The following is a 13,690-nucleotide window of genomic DNA, read 5'->3' on the forward strand; positions in this document are numbered from 1 at the left end:
GTCAGTTGCGCATGATCTCCGCGATTTCCTGGTTGCGACGGAGATAGGCGTCGCGACGGCAAAGGTCGGTGGCACAGGCCGAGAGCTTCGCGACGAACTGGTCGCGGGTCGAGAAGAGCCGCGCCCGCTTGGCCGCGTTGCCGTAGCGGACGCTCTGGTCGGTCAGCAGCTGGAGGTGATGCTCGAGCCCGGCAAGGTCGATGGTGGGCGTCGTCGGCACCGGACCCTCGGATCGCGACGGGACCGGGGAAACCGGCATCCTGCGCGCCGGGTCCGCGCGGGGGGCCGGGGCGGAAGCGGCGCCGGGCGCGGGGCGGACCACGGGTAGCGGGGGAAGGATGATCGATCCCTCCAGGGGCGTTTCGACCCGCTCCCTGGCGATCGGTAGCGGCGATTCGACGCGCAGAAGCGGATCGGCCGCCTCGACCTCGATGGGCGCGAAGCGGACGTCGGCCGCCGGCTCGACCGGCTCGGCACGCGCCTGGACGGAATGGCCGCGCGGCGCTGGAAGCGGCTGCTGGAGCGCCCAATAGCCGAGGCCCGCGGTCCCCGCGGCGACCAGCAGGAACAGGTTGCGGCCGAGCGGACCGCCGCGGACCCGCGAGGGCGGCGGGGCGGCGGCGGTCCCGGCGAAGGAAAGGACGCGCGCCCGGTCATAGGCCGCGCGTCGCTCGGGATCGCGCAGCACCTCATAGGCGGCGGTCACGTCCTGCGCCTTCTGCCGGTCGGCCTCGCCCCCGTGCCGATCGGGATGGAAGCGGCGCATCCGTTCGACATAGGCGCCGCGAATGGTGGCTCCGTCGGCGTCCGGGTCGATCCCGAGCGTGCGATAATGGTTGGTCATGCCCTCCCGGCCCGACGACGCTGGCGTCGCTCCTGCCATCTATAGCCGAGCGCGACCGCCCGCGCGACCGGGACTATTGCCGACGGCCGAGCGCCGCCTCGGCTTCGCCAACCAGCTCGGCGATGATATCGGCGGTGGGCTCTTCCCTGGTCACCATGCCGACCGACTGGCCGGCCATAACGCTGCCGGTCTCGACGTCGCCGTCGATCACCGCGCGGCGCAAGGCCCCTGCCCAGTAATGCTCGATCTGGAGCTGGGCCTCGGCCATCTCGAGCGCCTTGCTGTCGAGCTGCGCGGCGATCTCGCGCTGCTTGGCGGCGAATCGCTCGGTTTCCTTGTTCTTGAGCGCCCGCACCGGGATCACCGGCAGGCGGGGGTCGATCTGCACGCTCGGCACCGCATCGCGCGCCGAGGCACGGATGAAGGCCTTCTTGAAGTTGGCATGGGCAATGCTCTCGGTCGCGCAGACGAAGCGGGTGCCGAGCTGGACTCCGGCCGCGCCCATTTCGAGATAGGCGGCGATCGCCTCCCCCCGACCGATCCCGCCGGCGACGAACACCGGCACGTCGGCGGCGACGTGCGGAAGGATCTCCTGCGCCAGCACCGAGGTCGAAACCGGCCCGATGTGCCCGCCCGCTTCCATGCCTTCGATCACGATCGCGTCGGCGCCCGAGCGGGTCAGCTTCTTGGCGAGGCTCAGCGCCGGCGCGAAGGCGATGAGCTTCGCGCCCGTGCCCTTGATGCGGTCGATCGCGCCACCCGGCGGAAGCCCGCCGGCGAGCACGACATGGCCAACCTGGTGGCGGCCGCAAACGTCGATCAGCTCGCTTAACTGCGGGTGCATGGTGATGAGGTTGACGCCGAACGGCTTGTCGGTGCGCTTCTTCGTCTCGGCGATTTCGGTGTCGAGGAGCTCGGGGGTCATCGCCCCGCAGGCGATGACGCCGAAACCGCCGGCATTGCTGATCGCGGCAACGAGGTTGCGCTCGGAGACCCAGCTCATCGCCCCGCCGAGAATGGCGTAGCGGGTGCCGAGGAAGTCGGCGCCGCGCGCCATCAGTGCATCGAGGCGGCTCATGCCTGCGGCTCCTCGTCGAGGCCGAAGCTGGTGTGGAGCACCCGGACCGCGAGCTCGAGCTCGTCCTCGGCGATCAGGGCCGACACCTTGATCTCGCTGGTGGTCACGGCGAGGAGGTTGATCCGTCGCTCGGCCAGCACGTCGAACATGCGGGCGGCGAGCTCGGGATTGGAGCGAATGCCGACGCCCACGATCGAGACCTTGGCGACCCGGTCGTCGGTGATCAGCTTGTCGTAGCCGATGTCGCCCTTCCAGTCCTCGATCACCGCGATCGCCTGCGACAGGCTGGCGCGCGGAACGGTGAAGGTGAGGTCCGAGGCGCCCGCGCTCGGGGTCGCGGCATGGACGATCATGTCGACCGCGATGCCCGCCTGGGCGAGCGGGCGGATGACCCGGGCGACCGTCCCCGGCTTGTCGGCGATCCCCGTCAGGGTGATGCGCGCCTCGTTGCGGTCGGCGGCGATGCCGGCGATTTCGTTTCTTTCCATGTCCCCGCTCAGTTCGACCACGATCTGCGTGCCCGGCTTGTCTTCGAACGCGCTCAGCACCCGGAGCGGCAGGCGCTCGCGCATGGCGAGGCCGACGCTGCGGACCTGGAGCACTTTGGAACCGACCCCGGCGAGCTCGAGCATTTCCTCGAACGTCACTTCGGCAAGCTTGCGCGCCTTGGGCACGATCCGGGGATCGGTGGTGTAGACGCCATCGACGTCGGTGTAGATGTCGCAGCGGTCGGCCTTGACCCCGGCGGCGATGGCGACCGCGCTGGTGTCCGAGCCGCCGCGGCCGAGGGTCGCGATCCGGCCATCGTCGCTGACCCCCTGAAAGCCCGGGATGACGCAGACCGTGCCGGCCTTGAGCGCCTCGTCGAGGAGCCGGCGCTCGACCGTCTCGACCCGCGCATTGCCGTGGGTGCCGGTCGCGCGGACCAGCTGCCAGCCCATGAAGCTGCGCGAAGGCACGCCGTTATTCTGGAGCGTCATGGCAAGAAGGCCCGCGGTGACCTGCTCGCCGCTCGCCACCACCACGTCATATTCGCGCGGGTCGTGGAGGGCAGCAGCCTCGCGGCAGAGCTGGACCAGTCGGTCGGTCTCGCCCGCCATGGCCGAGACCACCACCAGCACCTCATTGCCCGCCGCCGCCTCGCGTCCGACCCGCTCCGCCACGCTGCGGATGCGCTCGATCCCGGCCATGGAGGTGCCGCCGAACTTCATCACGATGCGGGCCATGGCCTGGGGTGCAGCACTTTCTTGGGTTGAGGGCGGCGTCCTGTTAGGGGGCGGAAATGGCCGAAACAAGTATCCGACCCGAAGAAGCCGCGCACTTTGGCGCCATGGCCGCCGACTGGTGGGACCCCAGGGGTTCTTCGGCGATGCTCCACCGGCTCAATCCGGTCCGCCTGGGCTTCATCCGGGCCGAGATCGACCGCCACTTCGGCAGTGACGCGCGGACTCTTCGTCCGCTTGAGGGCCGCTCGGCGCTCGACGTCGGCTGCGGGGCCGGGCTGCTGGCCGAGCCGCTGGCACGGATGGGCGCCTTCGTCACCGGCGTCGATGCCGCGCCGGAATTGATCGAGGCCGCACGGACCCATGCCGGGCAGAGCGGTCTCGCGATCCGCTATGTCGCCGGTGAAGTGGCGGCGCTCGACGGTTGCTTCGATCTCGTCACCGCGCTCGAGGTGGTCGAACATGTCGCCGACCCCGCCACCTTCGTCGCCGACCTGTCGGCGCGGCTCGCCCCCGGCGGCCTTCTCGTCATGAGCACGCCCAACCGCACCCCCTTGGCGCGGCTGCTGACCATCACGCTCGCCGAAGGGACCGGGCAGATCCCGCGCGGCACCCATGACTATGAGCAGTTCATTCCGCCCGAGGGGCTCGCGGGGCTGCTCGGCGCGGCGGGGCTTGAGGTCCGGGCCACGCGCGGGATCGCCTTCAGCGCGACGCGCGGCCTTCATCTCAGCGACGATCTCAGGCTCAACTATCTGGTGGCAGCGGCGCGCGCCGCCTGAACGTTACTTGCCCTCGGCCTGATGGACCGCGAGGATCTTCAATCCGCTGCGGCCGCCGATCGACCAGCGGACCTGCGCCTCAACCGTGCCGAGGGTCGGAATGGTCGCGACCAGCATTTCGCCGATGCGAAAGTCGCCGCGGATGCAGCAGCCGCCCTCCGACACGTCCTCGAACTCGGCCGGCTGGATCGCATCGCCGGACCGGCGGACGTACCCGCGCAGCTCGCCCTTCCGGCGTTCCTCGCTGCGTGGAACCTCGTCGATGCCCATGACGCCCCCGGAAACTGGCCGCTCGCTTAACATCGATAACGCAACTGGGCTAGTATGGGTTCTGACAGCTGGCGGAATTCCGCGAATGATCTATTCTTGGTCGGTTCCGCCTAGCATCCTGTTAAGCGTAGCTGTTTAACGCGTGCTGATACTTCGGCTTCATTGAAGCTCCCAGGAGTAGGAAATGAACGCGCCCCTCACCCGGCCGAGAAACAACCGCAGCAGCGTCGCGCTGCAGGCGCTGCTCAGCCGCGTGCCCGGCGCCTCCGAAACCGTGGAGGTCGAGGACATCTCGATCGACGGCTGCTGCATCCGCGGTTATTTCCGCGTCGGCGAGCAGGTCTCCCTGCACCTCCCGAGGATCGGCCGCTTCACCGCCCGTGTGCGCTGGGCCCGCGGCGGCAAGGCGGGTCTCAAGTTCGATCGCGAGCCGGCGGCATGAACGTTCCCCACCCCCCCGTCGGCCCCGACCTGCGTCCGCGCAAGTCGCGTGACGAGCGGCGGCCGGTGGCCCTCCGGGGGTGGATGGTCCTGTCCTCGGACAATTCGATCTGGGACTTCACCCTCACCGATCTCTCCTATGGCGGGTGCCGGCTCGAGACGGCGGCGCCCTTGCGCCGGGGCGACGAGGTCAAGCTGTCGGTCGCCAATCGCGGCAAGATCGACGCGGTCGTGCGCTGGCGCCGCGAGCGGGCGGCGGGCTTCGCCTTCACCCAGGCGGCCGAGGTGGGGCAGACCCCGCGCCAGGTCGAACGGCTCAAGACCGATCTCGAGGTCATCGTCCGGCGGCAAGGTCGCCGCGGCCAGCCGCTCGATGCCCGCGACATTTCGCCTCTCGGCTGCTGTCTCGTATTCGTCGACGTGCCCCGGGTCGACGACCGGATCTGGATCCAGCTTCCGGGGCTCGAGGCGATCGAAGCCAAGGTCCGCTGGGTCGAGGGTCACTGCGCCGGCGTCATGTTCGAGAAGTCGATCCACGACGCAGTGTTCGACCTGCTGTTGGAGCGCTGGCTGCGCTGAGCGCCTAGAAGTCGACCTTGTCGTAATGCTGCGGCGGCACGATCACCTCCATCCGCTCGCCGAGCAGGGGACGGAAGGCCGGCCGGCTCTTCATCACCGAATACCAGTCCTTGGTCTGCTTGTGCCCGCGCCAGTCGACCGCGCCCAGGTAATCGATCACGCTCAGATGCGCGGCGGCGGTGAAGTCGGCAAGGCTCAGCGCCGGCCCGGCCAGCCAGCGCCGGTGGTCGAGCAGATAGTCGAGATAGTCGAGGTGGTTGTTGCCCACCCGCATCGCCTCGCGAAGCACGCGCGTGTCGGGGCTTTCCTTGCTGACGAGGCGCTTGCGCATCCGCTCGACCATCAGCGGCTCGACCACCTCGCGGAACAGCTTCTCGTCGAACCATTCGGTCAGGCGGCGGATCTCGGCGCGCTGCTTGGCATCGCCGTGGATCATCGGCACCTTGTCGATGGTCTCCTCAAAATATTCGGCGATCGGCTGGCTGCCGATCAGCGTGATCCCGAGTTCGGTTTCGACCAGCACCGGGGTCTCGCCGGCGGGATTGAGGTCGATGAATTCGTCCCGCCGCTCCCACGGATTTTCGCGCACCAGTTCGGCCGGCACGCCCTTCTCGGCCATGATCAGCCGGACCTTGCGCGAGAAGGGACACAAAGGAAATTGCAGGAGCTGCCACATGGGTCCGGCTTTAACGCGGGTTCACCACGGGGCAAGGCGAAGCTACAGCGTGGGCCCATGACCCGCCGCAAGAAGTCGCACCAGTCGAGCCACGGCTCCGCCAACCGTCCCCGTTTCTGGGGCAAGCATGCGGTTGCCGCCGCGCTCGATAATCCCGATCGCCACGTCCTCAAGGCGTGGGCGACGCAGGACGCCGCCAATTTCATGAACTTCCCGCCCGAGGTCGTGCTGACCCGCGCGGAAGTCACCGACCTCGCCCGCCTGGTTCCCCACGACGCCCCCCACCAGGGTGTGGTGATCGAGGTCGAGCCGCTCGAGGACCTGTGGCTCGGCGACGTGCTCGCCGAGGCCGACGAGAGCGCGGTTCTGCTGGTCCTCGACCAAGTCACCGATCCGCACAATGTCGGCGCGATCCTGCGCTCGACCGCGGCCTTCGGCGCGATCGGGATCGTAACCCAGGACCGCCACTCGCCGCCCGAGGGCGGCGCGCTCGCCAAGGCGGCATCGGGCGCGCTCGAGCGGGTGCCGTGGGTGCGTGTCGTCAACCTTGCCCGTGCGCTCGACGAAATGGCCGAGGCCGGCTTCTGGCGGATCGGCCTGACCGGCGATGCCCGCGCGACGCTCGGCGAAGCGCTCGGCCCAAAGAAGGTCGCGCTGGTGCTCGGCGCCGAGGGTGCGGGGATGCGCCAGAACATCCGCGAGCATTGCGACGCCCTCGCCAAGCTCCCGATCACCGACGCGGTCGAAAGCCTCAACGTCTCCAACGCGGCCGCCATCGCGCTCTACGCGGCCAGCCAGGCCTGATGGTCCACAGTCCCGAGAGCATCGACCGGGCGCTCGACCATCTGACCGGGGCCGAACCCGCTTTCGAGGCGGTGATCGAGCGGCACGGCGTGCCCGAGCCGCGTATCAGCGAGCGCGGCACGGCGGCGCTCCTGCGGACAATCGTCGGCCAGCAGGTCAGCGTCGCCGCCGCCCGCTCGATGTGGAACAAGCTCACCGAGGCCTATGGCGATCCGCCCGACCTCGAGCGGCTGCAGGCGGCGAGCGACGAGGAATTGCGCGCGCTCGGGCAGTCGCGCCAGAAGGCCGGCTATCTGCGCAGCCTCGCCGGGCTCGTCCTGTCGGGCGAGCTCGACCTCGCTTCGCTACCGGCCGACAATGAGGAAGCCATCGCGCTCTTGACCCGGGTGAAGGGCATCGGCCGCTGGTCGGCCGAGATCTACCTGCTGTTCGCCGAAGGGCGCGAGGACGTCTTCCCGGCGGGCGATCTCGCGGTCCAGATCGAGCTCGGCAGGATGTTCGGCCTCGCTGAGCGGCCGAGCGAGAAATGGCTTCGCGAGCGGGCCGAGGGATGGTCTCCTTACCGGGGTGCGGCGGCGCTGCTGGCGTGGCACAGCTATAACACCAAGGTGATCTGACCCATGAGCCGCCGCATTGTCGCCATCGGCGGGACTACCCGCCCCGCCAGCAGCACCGAGCGCGTGCTCGGGCTTGCTGCCGACGCCGCGCGCGAGATGGGGGCCGAGATCAACCTCTTCGGTGGCGACTATATCGCCTCCCTGCCCCATTATCGCGGACCCGACTGGACACCCGACAAGGGCGCCGAACTGATCGCGGCGGTGCGCGAGGCCGACGGCATCCTGCTCGCCACGCCCGGCTATCACGGCACCGTCTCGGGCATGGTCAAGAACGCGATCGACTATCTCGAGGAGCTCGCCGACGATGCCCGTCCCTATCTCGAGGGTCGGCCGGTCGGGCTCATCGTCACCGCCTTCGGTCACCAGGCGGCGAACAGCTCGATGACCACGCTGCGGACCATCGCCCATGCGCTGCGGGGCTGGCCGACGCCGTTCGGCGCGGCGCTCAAGATCAATGCCGACAGCTTCGGGGCCGACGGCCGTCTCGCTGACCCCGACATCGCCGCGCAGCTGCGGTTGGTCGGAGGCCAGGTCGCGCAGGCCGCCGGGCGCCTGGGGTGAGCGAGCGCGAGCTCCTGGTCCTCGACGCCGGGACCAGTTCGACCCGCGCCATCCGTTATGCCCCCGATGGCCGCGTGCTCGGCCAGTGCAGCCGCGACATCGTCCAGCATTATCCGGGCCCGGGCCTCGTCGAACATGACGCGGCGGAGATCTGGACCAAGACCCTGGGCTGCGCGCGGCAGATGGTCGCCGAAGCCGGTGGACCCGACCGGATTGCCGCCATCGGTATTACCAACCAGCGCGAGACCGTGGTCGCCTGGCGCCGCTCGACCGGCGAGCCGCTCGCCCGCGCGATCGTCTGGCAGGACCGCCGTACCGCCGACCGCTGCCGGATCCTCCGGGAGGCCGGGCACGAACCGCAGTTGCAGCAGCGGACCGGGCTTCGCCTCGATCCCTATTTCTCGGCCACCAAGATGGGCTGGCTGCTCGCCAATGACGCAGCCGTTAGCAGCGCCGGCAGCGACCTTGCGCTCGGCACGATCGAGACCTGGCTTGCCTGGAAGCTGACCGGTCGCCAGCTGACCGACGCCAGCAATGCCAGCCGCACGCTCCTCCTCGACCTCGAAGGCAAGGACTGGGAACCCGAGCTGCTGACCCTGTTCGGCGTGCCCCGCGCCGCGCTTGGCGAAGTGGTCGGCAATGCCGGGAATTTCGGATCGACGATGCCCGCGCTGTTCGGCGCGCCGATCCCCCTCACCGCCCTGGTCGGCGACCAGCAATCGGCGACAATCGGCCAGGCCTGCCTTGCCCCCGGCCAGACCAAGCTCACGCTCGGCACCGGCGCCTTCGTGCTGACCAATCGCGGGACCGCGCGCCCACAGGCGGCCGAGGGCCTGCTCGGCACCGTGCTGTGCGAACTCGGCGGCGCGCGCCAGTTTGCGCTCGAGGGCGCGATCTTCGTCGCCGGGAGCCTGATCAAGTGGCTGCGCGACAATCTCGGGATCGTCCGCTCGGCCGCTGAGACCGACGCGCTCGCCCGCTCGGTCCCCGACAATGGCGGGGTCGCCATCCTGCCCGCGCTCTCGGGTCTCGGCGCGCCCTACTGGAAGCCCGACGCGACCGCCGCGATCACCGGCCTCAGCTTCGCCGCCACCCGCGCCCATGTCGCGCGGGCTGCGCTCGAGACCGTCAGCCACCAGCTGGTCGACCTTGCCGCCGCCTTCGCCGCCGCCGACTGCCCGTGGCACGACCTCAGGATCGACGGGGGCATGGCCGCCAACGACTGGCTGGCGCAGGACATCGCCGACATGACCGGCCTCGCGGTCGGCCGACCGAGCGACGTCGAGACCACGGCGCGCGGCGCCGCGATCCTCGCCGCGGTGGGCGCGGGCCTTTACCCCGACCTCGCGTTGGCCGCCGCCGCCATGACCCCGTCCCGCGACCACTTTGCCCCGCGCGACATCGGTGCCGAGCGCTCGACCCGGCTCGCCGCGTGGCGCAGGCTGGTCGACCAGGCCTGAGCCCTCCCCTTGCCTTGGGCCGGGGCCCGGGTGCATCCTCCCGCTGAAGGGGGACAAATCATGCGGCATCTGACCTTGGCAATGGCCCTGGCGTTCTCGGGCGCGCCGGCGATGGCGGCCCAGTCCCCGGTCCCTGCGGCAGCGCCTGCCAGTCGCGGTCATGCCGAGCTCGTGACCCTGTTCCGCGAGTGGCGCGCTTTCGTCAGCCCACGAATGGTCGCCGGCGTCCCCGATTATTCGGCCGCGGCGATGACCCGGCAGGCCGCGGCGCTCCCCGCCTGGCGCGCGCGGCTGGCGGCGATCGACCGCAGCGGCATGAGCGTCGCCGAGGCCAATGACGCGCGCTACGTCGAGAGCGAGATCAACGCCCTCGACTTCTTCCAGCGCGTCCTCCGGCCGTGGGCACGCGACCCGGGCTTCTACCAGAACGTCTTCGCCGAGATGAGCGACGTCCCCGCGCACGAGGGCCCCTCGGCCGAGCCCAATGTCGACCTCTGGCAGTTCCGCTATCCCTTGACCCGCGCCGACGATCGCCGGCTCGCCACCCTGCTCGAGACCGTCCCGCCGCTCCTTGCGCAGGCCCGCACCAACCTCGCGGCAAGCACCGTCCACGACCTCTGGGCCTATGGCGACCGCGCCTTCATCGACCAGGTCGAGGCGCTCGCCGCGCTCGAGGCGGGGACCTTGTCCCTGAACGACCTCGATGGTCGCCGCACCGCCTCACTGGCGGGCGCGAGCGCGCGCCTCAAGGCCGCCGTCCGCAATGCCCGGCTGGCCTCGGAGAGCTTCGCCGCCTGGGTCAAGGCGGAAGCGCCACGGCGGGTCGGCCCTTCGGGCGTCGGGAAGGACAATTACAACTGGTATCTGAAGAACGTCCTGCTCAGCCCTTATGACTATGACCAGCAGGTCGTGATCCTCCAGCGCGAACTCGACCGGTCGCTCGCCTCTCTCCGGATCGAGGAAGCCCGCAACCGCGCCGCGCCGCCGATCCCCGAACTCAGCGATCCCGCGGCCTATCGGCGGATGGCCGAGGGACGCAACCAGCGCCTGTGGGAGTTGCTGGTATCGACCGGTATCACGCCTGACCGGCCTTATTACCGCTCCGCGCTCTTCGGCCAGCTCGGCGACTATACCCCGCCCGCGCAGCGCAACTTCTTCACGCACGTGACCGCGCTCGACCCGCTGCCTTTGTCCTCGCACCAGTTCCACTGGATCGAACTCGCGCGGCTGAAATACGAGCCGCACGCGAGCCCGATCCGCGCGACCCCGCCCCTGTTCAACATCTATGCCGACCGCTCCGAAGGCTTCGCGACGGCGATGGAGGAGTTGCTGGCGCAGGCCGGCCTCTACGACGACGAGCCCCATGGGCGCGAGCTGGTCTGGATCATGCTCGCCAACCGGGCCGCGCGTGGGCTCGCCTCGCTCCGGGTGCAGGCGAACGAGATCGATCTTGCCCAGGCCGGCCAATTCCACGCCGCCTGGACCCCGCGCGGCTGGTCCGATGCCAACAGCAAGCTCGTCGGCTTCGAGCAGCTGCTTTATCTCCGCCAGCCGGGCTATGGCCCCAGTTACATCATCGGCAAGACGCAGCTCGACCGGCTGCTCGCCGTCCAGTCGCATGCTGCTGAGGTGGCGGGTCGCCCCCTCACACTCGGCGCCGCCATGACCCGCATCTTCGCCAGCGGGATCGTCCAGCCCTCCCTGATCGAGCGCGAGCTGGCGGCCGGCGCGCCTAGGCCATGATGCACTCGGCCGGCGCGTCGCACGGGGCGAGCGCGTCGGCCCGGCGCTCGTAATCCTCGGCGATGCTGGTCAGCGCCCAGGTGCGATAATCGTCGGAAGCGGTTTCGGCGAGGCGGCGGCAGATGGCGGCGCGGCGGCGCAGATAGGTGACGCTCGGACGATCAGACATTACTTGGGATTATTGACGCGGATCAGTTTTCGGTAGCCGCCCGTCTACGGATTGCCTTCTGCGGTCGACCAACGCCCGCCGGCGATGCCACAGCGGGCCGCGCCATCGTCCCATGCCGAGGCTCGGGATTTCAGTGGCACGAATGGAACCGATCTTAACCGACCGGCAATTCCTCGCCCCCTATCCCCTCGGGCGTGTCGCTGTTCCAGTCCGCCGCCTTGGTCGGCATATTCCTTGTCGCCTTCAGCTCGCTTGCCGTCGCCTATCAGGGCGAGACCTCGCGGCGCGAACTCGAGCGCTGCAACGCTCTCCTCAAGGACCTGCTGGCTACCATGCGCGAGCGTCTTTGAGCGGGATGGCTAGGCGTTTCGGGCGGTGGAGCGGGTGAAGGGAATCGAACCCTCGTCGTAAGCTTGGAAGGCTTCTGCTCTACCATTGAGCTACACCCGCAGTTTTCCGCAGAAAACGGACATTTCGAGCAACGGAATTTCGCAACTCTGTTCGTCTTTTTACAGGCCCTTTTACAGGCCCTGAAAACGCTGTCGCGAGATGCTCGAGCACTGCGATTGCCACAGGGAGCGGCAGCAGGTCAACTCGCTCAAAGCCCGGAGTGGCGCGGCCTAGCTGACCTTCGCGAACCCTCAGACGAGCTGAGAATCAAGATACTGACGGACCACGTAGAGATCCCCGACGTTGCCTGCAGTCATGCGCTGGATTGCGCTTTGGCCGGCGAAGAGCGGCGCCCGGTCTGGCCGACGCATCCAACCATCTGCTCGACTCCGCTCCGGCAGAAGGATGTTGATGGCCTTGTAAATGCCGAACACATACGAGATCCGCTCAACTGTGTCGCGCCGAAGGATCTGGACACGCCCGTTCCTCCACCTTTGCAAGGTCGAGCGGGCTTCTATGCCCAGAATTCTCATTTGCTCTTCGTCACTGAGTCCCCAGGCCTCGGCCACATTGAAGAAGGTACGGAGCGCCGGTCCCCCCAGTCCGCGTATCGCAGCTGCCTTTCGGTCTCCGGCGGATTTCATATTCTCATTCTCCAAGCGCAGCGCCCCAATACGATTTTGTTCACCTTTGTCTAACCACGGATTGGCCGATCCAGTCTCACCTCACCAATCCTTTGCTCCGCCAAGGCTGGGTCACCGAGCTTGCACGCCCCTCGCCTCCAATAGCTTGCGGCTCAATGCCGGTTAGCGTTCGCGCGGCGCTCATTCCGGCGTAGAACGAGAGCCGAAACATAGGCGTCCTGGTCAATGTAGAATTTCCGAATATTGGCCACGCGATCAGACGCCCACCCCATGATGTCTGCGATCTCGGGATCGGAGAGCTCGAGCTCTTTGATCAGCCGCGTGATGAAAGTGCCGCGGAGGTCATGGAAATGCTTCTTGCGAGCGCGGGGACGGCCGTCGTCGTCGAGCTCATCTTCATCGAAGTGGACCAGGGCGAGATCGTCGCGGATCTCCTGAACGGCGCGGGTCAGAACGTCCGGATTCCATGGGGCACCCTTGTCGTTCACCAGGATGGTCTCACACGCCACACCCCGAGGACGTGCCTGAAGCTCCTCGAGAAGGTCGTTCAGCTCGGGCAGACGGGGAATGGCCGCCGCCGGCCGGCGCCGCTTCGTTCTCTTCTTCGTGCGCTTGACGATCGTATGCTGCCGCAAATGGGCAGTGGTCAGGCTGACCAGATCGGCGCGTCGCAGACCAGTGAGCGCTGCCAGCCTCACCGCGTCTCCAACGGCGGGCTGACCCTTGTCATTGGCCGCGGCCACGAAGTTCGTGATGTCTTCGTCGGTCCAGATGATCTCGGGCCTGTTCCCATCTTCATAGAGGCGAGAAATATTGGCGGCGATATTGATGCAGGAGCCAACGTAGGGGCCTCCGAATTTCAGCAAAGCTCGAAGCACACTTACCCCGGTGTCGGCGGCTCGAGGAGTGACCCGACGGCTATTGCGCCATTTGATGACCTTGAGCTTCGACCGCTCGTCGTAGAAAGTCTCAATCGCTTCCTTCCCCCACTTGCGGTTGATGAGGTTCAGCGCCGAGCCCCAGGTTTTCCGGGTGTTGCTCGTCATGCTGCACCATTCGGGGCTCGCGACCCAAAGAGCGATCAGCCACGCGAGAGGCTTACCAGTCGGATCATCCGGATCTTCGGCAAGTTTACGCTCCTCGAGCAGCGTATGCACTTTCGCCATGATCGCCGAAGTTAGGATCGGGCGAGCGTCGCTCTCCGCGCGGAGAACCCGGGGACCACCGCGCCAAGCATAGACATACCAGACACCGGGTTTACCGACCCGCTGGCAGTGCACAAAGTGAACCCCATTAATAGTTTGCGCCGCAGGGTCGAGGCCGGTCCCTGATGCTGAACCGGCTCGTGACCAAGGAAGTGGAAGTCTATGCCGACGAAGGGACTGCGACAATCTCTGGCGCCGGGGAAA

At 68.1% G+C, this 13,690-nt stretch carries 17 protein-coding genes and 1 tRNA gene; 9 read left to right on the forward strand and 9 right to left on the reverse strand.

What is annotated here, in order from left to right:
- Position 1: 1 nt before the first annotated feature.
- The 3 genes from BS69_RS0107570 to BS69_RS0107580 all read right to left on the reverse strand — a co-directional run bounded on the left by BS69_RS0107570 (position 2) and on the right by BS69_RS0107580 (position 3,148).
- Positions 2-844 carry a J domain-containing protein gene (locus tag BS69_RS0107570; protein WP_029941358.1) on the reverse strand — a complete coding sequence of 281 codons (843 nt, stop codon included), beginning with the start codon at positions 842-844 and terminating at the stop codon, positions 2-4.
- 73 nt (positions 845-917) lie between these two features.
- A complete protein-coding gene (locus BS69_RS0107575; RefSeq protein WP_037504711.1) occupies positions 918-1,901 on the reverse strand; it encodes an NAD(P)H-dependent flavin oxidoreductase in 984 nt (327 codons plus the stop codon).
- Between the two features lie 17 nt (positions 1,902-1,918).
- Positions 1,919-3,148, reverse strand: coding sequence for an aspartate kinase (locus BS69_RS0107580; RefSeq protein WP_029941360.1), 1,230 nt, complete (start codon positions 3,146-3,148; stop codon positions 1,919-1,921).
- 56 nt (positions 3,149-3,204) lie between these two features.
- Here BS69_RS0107580 and ubiG point away from each other — a divergent pair, with 56 nt between their 5' ends.
- A complete protein-coding gene (ubiG, locus tag BS69_RS0107585) occupies positions 3,205-3,927 on the forward strand; it encodes a bifunctional 2-polyprenyl-6-hydroxyphenol methylase/3-demethylubiquinol 3-O-methyltransferase UbiG (RefSeq protein WP_029941361.1) in 723 nt (240 codons plus the stop codon).
- Positions 3,928-3,930: 3 nt separating this feature from the next.
- On the opposite strand, the gene BS69_RS0107590 is transcribed toward ubiG, so the two are convergent.
- A complete protein-coding gene (locus BS69_RS0107590; protein ID WP_029941362.1) occupies positions 3,931-4,197 on the reverse strand; it encodes a PilZ domain-containing protein in 267 nt (88 codons plus the stop codon).
- A gap of 184 nt (positions 4,198-4,381) precedes the next feature.
- On the opposite strand from BS69_RS0107590, the gene BS69_RS0107595 reads away from it, so the two are divergent.
- Positions 4,382-4,639 (forward strand): PilZ domain-containing protein, encoded by a 258-nt coding sequence (locus BS69_RS0107595; RefSeq protein WP_029941363.1) that lies wholly within the window; start codon positions 4,382-4,384, stop codon positions 4,637-4,639.
- A complete protein-coding gene (locus BS69_RS13685; protein WP_051676627.1) occupies positions 4,636-5,217 on the forward strand; it encodes a PilZ domain-containing protein in 582 nt (193 codons plus the stop codon). The genes BS69_RS0107595 and BS69_RS13685 overlap by 4 nt, the downstream gene beginning before the upstream one ends.
- Positions 5,218-5,221: 4 nt before the next feature.
- On the opposite strand, the gene BS69_RS0107605 is transcribed toward BS69_RS13685, so the two are convergent.
- A complete protein-coding gene (locus tag BS69_RS0107605; RefSeq protein ID WP_029941364.1) occupies positions 5,222-5,893 on the reverse strand; it encodes a glutathione S-transferase family protein in 672 nt (223 codons plus the stop codon).
- Positions 5,894-5,950: 57 nt separating this feature from the next.
- Between BS69_RS0107605 and rlmB the strand changes: the two genes are divergently transcribed.
- From rlmB to BS69_RS0107630, 5 genes are all read left to right on the forward strand, one after another.
- Positions 5,951-6,697, forward strand: a complete 747-nt coding sequence (rlmB, locus tag BS69_RS0107610) for a 23S rRNA (guanosine(2251)-2'-O)-methyltransferase RlmB (RefSeq protein ID WP_029941365.1) — start codon at positions 5,951-5,953, stop codon at positions 6,695-6,697.
- The gene (locus BS69_RS0107615) at positions 6,697-7,314 is read left to right on the forward strand and encodes a DNA-3-methyladenine glycosylase family protein (protein ID WP_029941366.1); all 618 of its coding nucleotides are present in this window, start codon (positions 6,697-6,699) and stop codon (positions 7,312-7,314) included. Before rlmB ends, BS69_RS0107615 begins: the two co-directional genes overlap by 1 nt.
- A gap of 3 nt (positions 7,315-7,317) precedes the next feature.
- Positions 7,318-7,875: an NADPH-dependent FMN reductase gene (locus tag BS69_RS0107620; RefSeq protein WP_029941367.1), complete on the forward strand. Its 558-nt coding sequence runs from the start codon at positions 7,318-7,320 to the stop codon at positions 7,873-7,875.
- On the forward strand, positions 7,872-9,335 hold the full coding sequence (locus BS69_RS0107625; RefSeq protein ID WP_029941368.1) for an FGGY family carbohydrate kinase: 1,464 nt from the start codon (positions 7,872-7,874) through the stop codon (positions 9,333-9,335). Before BS69_RS0107620 ends, BS69_RS0107625 begins: the two co-directional genes overlap by 4 nt.
- A 111-nt stretch (positions 9,336-9,446) precedes the next feature.
- On the forward strand, positions 9,447-11,078 hold the full coding sequence (locus BS69_RS0107630; RefSeq protein WP_169738075.1) for a DUF885 family protein: 1,632 nt from the start codon (positions 9,447-9,449) through the stop codon (positions 11,076-11,078).
- Here BS69_RS0107630 and BS69_RS0107635 read toward each other — a convergent pair.
- Positions 11,068-11,247 (reverse strand): hypothetical protein, encoded by a 180-nt coding sequence (locus BS69_RS0107635; RefSeq protein ID WP_029941370.1) that lies wholly within the window; start codon positions 11,245-11,247, stop codon positions 11,068-11,070. The genes BS69_RS0107630 and BS69_RS0107635 overlap by 11 nt on opposite strands.
- Positions 11,248-11,441: 194 nt before the next feature.
- Between BS69_RS0107635 and BS69_RS14255 the strand changes: the two genes are divergently transcribed.
- On the forward strand, positions 11,442-11,597 hold the full coding sequence (locus tag BS69_RS14255) for a hypothetical protein (RefSeq protein ID WP_156956959.1): 156 nt from the start codon (positions 11,442-11,444) through the stop codon (positions 11,595-11,597).
- A gap of 26 nt (positions 11,598-11,623) precedes the next feature.
- On the opposite strand, the gene BS69_RS0107645 is transcribed toward BS69_RS14255, so the two are convergent.
- The 3 genes from BS69_RS0107645 to BS69_RS0107655 all read right to left on the reverse strand — a co-directional run bounded on the left by BS69_RS0107645 (position 11,624) and on the right by BS69_RS0107655 (position 13,447).
- Positions 11,624-11,697 (reverse strand) — tRNA-Gly (locus BS69_RS0107645).
- 191 nt (positions 11,698-11,888) lie between these two features.
- A complete protein-coding gene (locus BS69_RS0107650) occupies positions 11,889-12,281 on the reverse strand; it encodes an antitoxin Xre-like helix-turn-helix domain-containing protein (RefSeq protein WP_029941371.1) in 393 nt (130 codons plus the stop codon).
- A gap of 152 nt (positions 12,282-12,433) precedes the next feature.
- Positions 12,434-13,447 (reverse strand): tyrosine-type recombinase/integrase, encoded by a 1,014-nt coding sequence (locus tag BS69_RS0107655; protein WP_084184373.1) that lies wholly within the window; start codon positions 13,445-13,447, stop codon positions 12,434-12,436.
- Positions 13,448-13,690: the final 243 nt, after the last annotated feature.

Origin of the sequence: Sphingomonas astaxanthinifaciens DSM 22298 (assembly GCF_000711715.1) — a bacterium.
Taxonomy (GTDB): Bacteria; Pseudomonadota; Alphaproteobacteria; order Sphingomonadales; family Sphingomonadaceae; genus Sphingomicrobium; species Sphingomicrobium astaxanthinifaciens_A.